The sequence below is a fragment of the Frankia sp. AiPs1 genome (assembly GCF_023716945.1).
In the GTDB taxonomy this organism is placed as follows: domain Bacteria; phylum Actinomycetota; class Actinomycetes; order Frankiales; family Frankiaceae; genus Frankia.
The window spans coordinates 1-7,405 of the sequence record NZ_JAMQQF010000285.1 but is presented as its reverse complement, the minus strand read 5'-3'; the positions used below and the strand labels follow the sequence as shown (position 1 = coordinate 7,405).

Below are 7,405 nucleotides of genomic sequence, written 5' to 3'. Positions count from 1 at the left end.
GCCCCACGCCGGCCGGGCGGACCTGCCCGCCGGCGACCCCACGAGGCCCCGCTGGCGGCGTCGGACGAACCACCCGGCGGTCGGCCCACATCCGCTCGGCGCGCTGACCGTCGAACACTCCTCGGGGGGCATCATGCGGTTCCTGGTCATCACCCTGATCGTCTATCGGCCGGATCCGGTCACCGGCGTCACGCCGTCGACCCGGGACCGGTTCCGCGAAGTGATCGACAGCGCCGTGCTGGCCGAGGAGCTGGGTTTCGACGGGTTCGGCGTCGGTGAGCGGCACGAGCGGCCGTTCATCTCCTCCTCGCCGCCGGTCGTGCTCAGCCACGTCGCCGCGCGCACCTCGCGGATCCGGCTGTTCACCGCGGTGACGACCCTGAGCCTGCTGGATCCGGTGCGCGCCTACGAGGACTACGCCACCCTCGACAACCTCTCCGACGGCCGCCTCGAACTGATCATCGGCAAGGGCAACGGCACGGCCCAGCGGGAGCTGTTCGACGTCACCCCCGAGGACCAGTGGGAGCGCAACGCCGAGTCCTACGAGCTGTTCCGGCAGATCTGGCGGCAGGACACGATCACCGCCCAGCCGCGGTACCGGCCCGCGCTGCACGAGGCCGAGGTCTGGCCGCGCCCGTTCCAGCAACCGATCCGGGTCTGGCACGGCAGCGCCACCAGCCGGGAGTCGGTGGACCTCGCCGCCCGCTACGGCGATCCGCTGTTCTCCGCCAACGTCACCAACCCGATCGAGCCCTACGCCGAACTGGTCCGCTACTACCGCCAGCGCTGGGCGGAGTACGGCCACGACCCGGCACTGGCCGCGGTCGGCGCCGGCACGGCCGGTTTCCACGTGGCCCCCCGCTCGCAGGACGCCGTCGCCGCCTACGCGCCCGTGTTCGCCGGGCAGCTCGCCTTCCAGCGTTCGATGGGGATGGAGCCGGTGTTCCCGACGCTGGAGGACTTCATCGAACGAAGCTCCGCGCTGATCGGTAGCCCCCAGCAGATCATCGACAAGGTGCACCGCTACCACGAGCAGTTCGGCCACAGCGTGCTGCACCTGCACGCCGAGGCCGGCGGCCTGTCCGCCGCCGAGCACCGGGCGAGCCTGGAACTGTTCCAGGCCGAGGTCGCCCCGGCGCTACGGCAGACGATCCCCGACCCGCCGTGGCCGTGGGCGCCGGTCCTGCCCGAGGCCGCCGAGCCCACGGCCGCCACCTGACCTGACGGCGCGCCCACGCGGGCAGTACGGCGTCGCATGCCCCCGGTCGGCGGTCGGTTGGTCGGCGGTCGACGCTGATCGCTTACCAGCGGACCCGTCGACGTTTCCGCTGGTCCGGGCAATGGCTCGCGCATCACGGCGAAGCGTTCGGCCGCTCGGTACGCGTATCGGTGGAAAGCAGGTTCACTCGGCGATAGCGTAAAACCGTCGCCGGCCGGGCCTGAATCGTTCCCAGCGCGACGATGAATCTCACCACGGCAGGACGTTGTTGCGCCGTGGTGCCGTCCTGTCGTCGTCGATGGGTGGAACATGGTCGAACTACAGGTCAGGCCCTGGAAACGGTTTGGTCAGGACCGCCTTTACGTCAATCTGCACGACGGCCGCAGCGCCGCCTGTTTCGACCGCCGGACCAGCGAGCTCACCCTTCTGCTCGACGTGGACCGGGACGCGGTGCTCGCCGCGCTGGCCGCCCACCTACCCGACCCACCGACGCCGGTCATCCGAACAAACCCGCCGGCCGCGACCTCGACCACCCCTGCACCGAACACCCGAACACCGACCGCCACCGCACACACCGCCCACAATCCGGTGGCAGGCCGAGAGGTCCCTGCCCAGCCGAGCGTCGGGCCGGCCGAGCTGGCAACGTATTCGGACGACCTCGCGGGCAATCCACCCGGCCTGGCTCTCCAGGCGAAACTCGCGGAGCTGACCCCGGGTTTCTGGCGCGCGCTGATCGACCGTCTGCTCCGGCGTCCTCGGCCGGAGACGGAAAGCTGGCGCAAGGGCCTGGCCGGCGAGCAGTTGGTGGCCGCGGAACTCGACGCGCTGACGGCGCGCGGTTGGCGAGTGCTGCATTCGATCCCGTTGCCACGGAACATGGACATCGACCACCTGCTCATCGGCCCAGGTGGCGTCTTCACCCTGAACACCAAGAATCACCGCGGCGCCCGGATATGGGTCGGCGATCGCGCGGCCACCATCAACGGTCAGGCCTATCGGTACGTCGACAGGTCACGAGCCGAGGCGAAACGCGCGTCCGCGGCGCTGAGCGACACCTGCGGCTTTCCGATCGCCGTTGCCGGGGTGCTGGTCTTTGTCGAAGCAGACACCCTCACCGTGACGCCGTCACTCACGGACGTCTACGCGACGCACCACGACCTGATCGCGGCGGCTTTCGAGGGCGTCACCGGAGTCTGGCAGCCGGCGGACGTCGAGACGATCTACGCCTGCGCGCGCCGCCGGCGCACCTGGCACGATGCCTGACGCCGCAGCCGGTGAAGTCGGGGACGACCCGAAGCGCCTGCTCAGCCAGCACTGCCACTGCCACTGCCTCGGGCTGGTTTCGCCCGCGCGAGCACACCGACGTCGAGATCGGCGCCCGTCCGCACCGGGTCACCTGCGAACGGCGGCGGCCGGCTTGCGTCGGGGCGCACCCGGTGATCCGGCCGGCGTCGACCGGCGGCCGGACCACCGGGGTGGGGTCAGGCCGCGCCGGTCACCGGCCGCGCCTTCGCCGACTTGCGGCTGGTGATGACGTCGTCGATGAGGCCGTAGGCGCGGGCCTCGGCGGCGCCGAAGATCTTGTCGCGTTCGGTGTCGCGGCGGATCTCCGTCTCGCTGCGGCCGGTGTGGCGGGCGAGCAGGGTCTCCTGCAGGGTGCGGACGCGCAGGATCTCGCGGGCCTGGATCTCCAGGTCGCTGGACTGGCCCTCGCCCTGCGCCGACGGCTGGTGGATCAGGATCCGGCTGTTCTCCAGCGCGAACCGCTTGCCCGGCGTCCCCGCCGCCAGCAGCACCGCCGCCGCCGACGCCGCCTGCCCCATGCAGATCGTCGAGATGTCCGGACGCACGAACTGCATCGTGTCGTAGATCGCCGTCAACGACGTGAACGACCCACCCGGCGAGTTGATGTAGATCGAGATGTCCCGGTCCGGATCCTCCGACTCCAGGAACAGCAACTGCGCCATCACGTCGTTCGCCGACACGTCGTCGATCTGCACGCCGAGGAAGACGATCCGCTCCTTGAGCAGCTTCGAGTACGGGTCCATGCCGTACTCGCCGCGGGAGGTCTTCTCGATGATGTTCGGCAGGACGTAGCGGCCCTGCGGTTGGCCAACGGCCTGGCGGGCCTGCTCAGACCTCATCTGCTGGTAGAGCCTCTCGTGGAACATGATGGCTGCCTCCGGGAACGGATGACGGGTTCGGTCCGGTGAGCGGGCTGCCCGCTCAGCTCACCGGCCCCTCGCTGGGAACCTGGCGGGCCTGCTGGACCACGTGATCGACGAACCCGTAGTCCTTGGCTTCCTCGGCGGTGAACCACCGGTCCCGGTCGGAGTCGCGCTCGATCTGCTCGATCGGCTGCCCGGTGTGGAACGCGATGCGCTCCTGCATCATCCGCTTGGTGTAGAGCATCTGCTCCGCCTGGATGGCGATGTCGGAGGCGGTGCCCCCGATCCCTCCCGACGGCTGGTGCATCATGATCCGCGCGTGCGGCAACGAGTAGCGCTTGCCCGGCGCCCCGGCGCAGAGCAGGAACTGGCCCATCGACGCGGCGAGGCCGAGCGACACGGTGGCGACATCGTTCTCGACGAACTGCATGGTGTCGTAGATCGCCATGCCGGCGCTCACGGACCCACCCGGCGAGTTGATGTAGAGGAAGATGTCCCGGGTCGGGTCCTCCGCGTTGAGCAGCAGTAGCTGCGCGCAGATCGCGTTGGCGATCGAGTCCTCGACCACCGATCCGAGGAAGACGATCCGGTTGGCCAGCAGGCGGTTGAACACCTGGTCGTCGAAGGCGGGTCCACCCTGGCCGGGCGAACGGAGCTCCGGACCCGGAACTGGTAGGCGCGGAACTGCGAGGTTACTCACGGTCAGCTCCTCGGCTTCCTCACATGGGGCGGCTGATTGACCGGCTCGACACTATCTGTGACACGCACAAGTTCTCACCCTTCAGGCTCGATGTTCGCGCTGGGCGTGAGGACCGGCCAGTCCGGACACCCGGGCGACACCGCCTGCCGGTCTGCGGCGAGCGGTCCCCCGCGGGCTTGCCGCGGGCCCGCCGGCAACGCCAGACGGCCCCCGGACCAAGTCCGGGGGCCGTCTGAAGAGCCTAGATCAGCGCGGTGCAGGCCGCCCCGCCCCGGCCTGCCGCGGGGTCAGATGTCGCGATCTCCGCTGTCTCCCGCCGCGGTCGCGGTCGGTGCCTCGGCCGGCTCTGCCGCGGCCTCGTCACCGGCGTGATCATCACCGGTGTGGTCGTGACCTTCGTGGTCGTGACCTTCGTGGTCGTGACCTTCGTGGTCGTCCTCGTCGGCGTCCGGCTCCGGGCGAGCCGGGAGCGCGAGCTCCACCGGGTTGCCCTCCCCGTCGACGACCTTGGCGTTTTCGAGCAGCAGGAACAGCGCCTTGGTCCGCAGCACGTCGGCCATCAGCGCCTGCAGCCCCTCGCCCTGGGCGAGCTGCTGGGCGTAGACGTCGGGCTGCAGGCCCGAGCGCTGGGCGCGGTAGATCACCTGCTCCATGAGCTCGCCCTGGTCGATGCCGATCGACTCGGCGTCGATGACCGCGTCGAGGATGAACTGGGAGCGGATCGCCTTGCCCGCGGTCTCGCGCACCTCGGCGTCGAACTCCTCGGCGGACTGGCCGAGCGTCTCCAGGTAGCTCGCGCGGTCGGTGCCGATGTTCTCCAGCTCGTGGGACAGCCGATGCTCCCGGGCCTCGATCTCGCCCGCGAGCAGCGAATCCGGGACGGGCACCTCGACCCGCTCCAGCAGGCTCTCCAGGAGCTTCTCCCGGGCCTGCCCGACCTGCTCGGTACGCCGCGACTGCTCCAGCCGGGTGCGCACGTCGGCGCGCAGGTCGTCGAGCGTGTCGAACTCGCTGGCGGTGGTGGCGAAGTCGTCGTCGAGAGCGGGGAGCTCCTTCTCCTTGACCCCGCGCACCGTCGCGGTCACCTCGGCCTGCTGGCCCGCCTGGTCGCCCGCCAGCAGCTCGGTGGTGAACGTGCGGGAATCGCCGTCGGCGGCACCGACGATCGCCTCGTCCAGGCCCTCGACGAGGTTGCCGCTGCCGACCTCGTAGGACAGCCCCGTCGCCTCGGCGCCCTCGATCGGCTTGCCGTCGGCCTGCGCGGACAGGTCGAGCGAAACGAAGTCGCCCGTCTGCACCGCCCGCTCGACCGGCTGAAGCTGGGCGAACCGGTCGCGTAGCGCGCCGAGCTGCTCCTCGACCTGCTCGTCGGTGACCTCGACGGCGTCCACCGTGACCGACAGGTCGGCGAACTCCGGCAGCGCCACCTCGGGCCGGACGTCCACCTCGGCGGTGAAGACGAGCTGGCCGCCGTCGGCGAACTCGGTGATGTCGACCTCGGGGCGCGAGAGCACGTCGACCTCCTCGGCCTGCACGGCCTCGGAGTAGAGCTGCGGCAGCGCCTCCTGGACCGCCTCGTCCAGGATCACGCCGCGACCGAGGCGCTGGTCGAGGATCCGCGGCGGAACCTTGCCCGGCCGGAAGCCGGAGACGCGGACCTGGCGGGCCAGCTTGCGGTAGGTGGCGTCGAGCGAGGGCTTGAGCTCGTCGAAGGGCACCTCGACGGTGAGCTTGACCCGGGTCGGGCTGAGGGTCTCCTTGGTGGCCTTCACGGCGCGGCGGTCTCCTGGTACGACGTTGGACGGGATGACACGCCGAGGCTATCGGTCGGGGCGGGGAGACTCGAACTCCCGATCTCCTGCACCCAAAGCAGGCGCGCTAGCCACTACGCTACGCCCCGTGGCGTTGCCCGCTCATCCTACGGGGTAAGCTCGCACCGATCACCTCGCGGGTGTAGCTCAATGGCAGAGCCCCAGCCTTCCAAGCTGGCCATGCCGGTTCGATCCCGGTCACCCGCTCTTGCGCTCCCCTCGTCCCGGCGGCGCTCGGTACCGCGCCGGGCGCCCTGCGTCGCGGCGGACCGGGCGACTCGGAACCCAGGCCAAACCCACCCACACGCGGGTATCCGGGGTCGGATCCCCCACCCGGGAGACCCCCGCGCCGATTCGGTGACGATCGTTCCCGCACACCCCGCCGGAGACGGCGACGAGGCCTACTCGGCCCACGCTCACCGATATGCCGAGCTGGCATGTCGGCCGGCATGTCGCGTGGCCGGGAACGATGTCGGCGGTCATCGTCCGTTGACGGATCAATCGACGGTCGCGCCGGGGCGGGGCGGATGGCCGGGCGTATTTTCCGGACCTTCCCCCGACACCGGCCCGTGACCACCACCGGACCGCCCAAAGGAGTGCACATGGTGATGAGGCGTCGCGGCTGGCTACCGGTGGCGGCCGGGATCGGAATCGGGCTGAACACCGTCCGGCTGCGCGCCCGGCTGCACGCCCTCGAGGTGATCGAAGCGGACGACACCGAAGCGGTTGAGATCGAAGCGGGTGAGATCGAAGCCGGTGAGCAGGCCGCGTCCGGCATCGGGCGGCGCTCCCCTTATGTCCTGCTCTGCGCGCCCGGCCTGGCACTCACCTCGGGGCAGCGGCGCGCCGCCGAGGCGCATGCCCACCGGCACGGGTTGGAGGTGCTCGACCTGATCCCGGCGGAGCTGCCCGCGCATCGGATCCTCGACCTGGCCCGGATGGTGGAGCCGGCGACCTACCGGGCAGCCCGCCTCGCCCGTGGCCGTGGGGCGTTCCAGGCTGTGCTCGTCGACCGCGAGGTGCTGGCGCGCACCGGGCTCCCGCCCGCGACCGACCCCCGGCTCGTCGAGCACTCGCAGCTCGCCCAGGTCACCGAGGCCGAGCTCGTCGAGGTGATCGAGGTCGGCAAGCGACACGCCGCCGCCAGCACCGACCTCGCGGTTCTGCCCGGGCTGGCCGGGCGGGCGCCGGACGACGGCGCCACCCGGGCGACCATCCAACGGGCCGTCTACGCCTGGGAGCCCGCCCGACGCGTCCTGCCCGCGTTGCGTGACGGTGCGATCCTGTTCGGCGCGGCGAGCAATCCGCCGGCCGCCCTCGCCGCGCTCGGGCTGTCCTGGTTGCAACCGGTGATCGTCGGTGCCGGTCGGGTGCGGGTGACCTCGGGGACGCTGCGCCGCAGCGCACTCACCCGCCGCCAGGTCGTCACCGCCCAGGTTCGGGCATCGGGTGGCCGCCTGCGGGAACTGCTCGGCGCTCCCCCGGGGCCGTCGGCCAGAGCGGACGC

The 7,405-nt window shown here is 71.0% G+C and carries 5 protein-coding genes, 2 tRNA genes and 1 pseudogene; 4 read left to right on the top strand and 4 right to left on the bottom strand.

Annotated features, from left to right (window positions below; all coding sequences use genetic code 11):
• Positions 1-133 precede the first annotated feature (133 nt).
• Both ND748_RS20765 and ND748_RS20760 read left to right on the top strand, forming a co-directional pair.
• A complete protein-coding gene (locus ND748_RS20765; RefSeq protein ID WP_251747664.1) occupies positions 134-1,219 on the top strand; it encodes an LLM class flavin-dependent oxidoreductase in 1,086 nt (361 codons plus the stop codon).
• A gap of 309 nt (positions 1,220-1,528) precedes the next feature.
• Positions 1,529-2,482 (top strand): nuclease-related domain-containing protein, encoded by a 954-nt coding sequence (locus ND748_RS20760; RefSeq protein ID WP_251747662.1) that lies wholly within the window; start codon positions 1,529-1,531, stop codon positions 2,480-2,482.
• 218 nt (positions 2,483-2,700) lie between these two features.
• Here ND748_RS20760 and ND748_RS20755 read toward each other — a convergent pair whose 3' ends face one another.
• The 4 genes from ND748_RS20755 to ND748_RS20740 all read right to left on the bottom strand — a co-directional run bounded on the left by ND748_RS20755 (position 2,701) and on the right by ND748_RS20740 (position 5,987).
• Positions 2,701-3,390 (bottom strand): ATP-dependent Clp protease proteolytic subunit, encoded by a 690-nt coding sequence (locus ND748_RS20755; RefSeq protein WP_374215987.1) that lies wholly within the window; start codon positions 3,388-3,390, stop codon positions 2,701-2,703.
• A 55-nt stretch (positions 3,391-3,445) separates the two neighbouring features.
• Positions 3,446-4,087, bottom strand: a complete 642-nt coding sequence (locus tag ND748_RS20750; protein ID WP_011603085.1) for an ATP-dependent Clp protease proteolytic subunit — start codon at positions 4,085-4,087, stop codon at positions 3,446-3,448.
• Positions 4,088-4,374: 287 nt separating this feature from the next.
• Positions 4,375-5,859, bottom strand: a complete 1,485-nt coding sequence (tig, locus tag ND748_RS20745) for a trigger factor (protein ID WP_251747661.1) — start codon at positions 5,857-5,859, stop codon at positions 4,375-4,377.
• Between the two features lie 55 nt (positions 5,860-5,914).
• A tRNA-Pro gene (locus tag ND748_RS20740) sits at positions 5,915-5,987 on the bottom strand.
• Between the two features lie 47 nt (positions 5,988-6,034).
• On the opposite strand from ND748_RS20740, the gene ND748_RS20735 reads away from it, so the two are divergent.
• Both ND748_RS20735 and ND748_RS20730 read left to right on the top strand, forming a co-directional pair.
• A tRNA-Gly gene (locus tag ND748_RS20735) sits at positions 6,035-6,105 on the top strand.
• Between the two features lie 395 nt (positions 6,106-6,500).
• Positions 6,501-7,405, top strand: a pseudogene (locus ND748_RS20730) (methyltransferase type 12); the annotation flags it as partial.

Bases quoted from the DNA above. Each gene is read 5' to 3' on its own strand.
- ND748_RS20765 (WP_251747664.1), top strand. From the start codon at position 134: ATGCGGTTCCTGGTCATCACCCTGATCGTCTATCGGCCGGATCCGGTC.
- ND748_RS20760 (WP_251747662.1), top strand. From the start codon at position 1,529: ATGGTCGAACTACAGGTCAGGCCCTGGAAACGGTTTGGTCAGGACCGC.
- ND748_RS20755 (WP_374215987.1), bottom strand. From the start codon at position 3,390: ATGTTCCACGAGAGGCTCTACCAGCAGATGAGGTCTGAGCAGGCCCGC.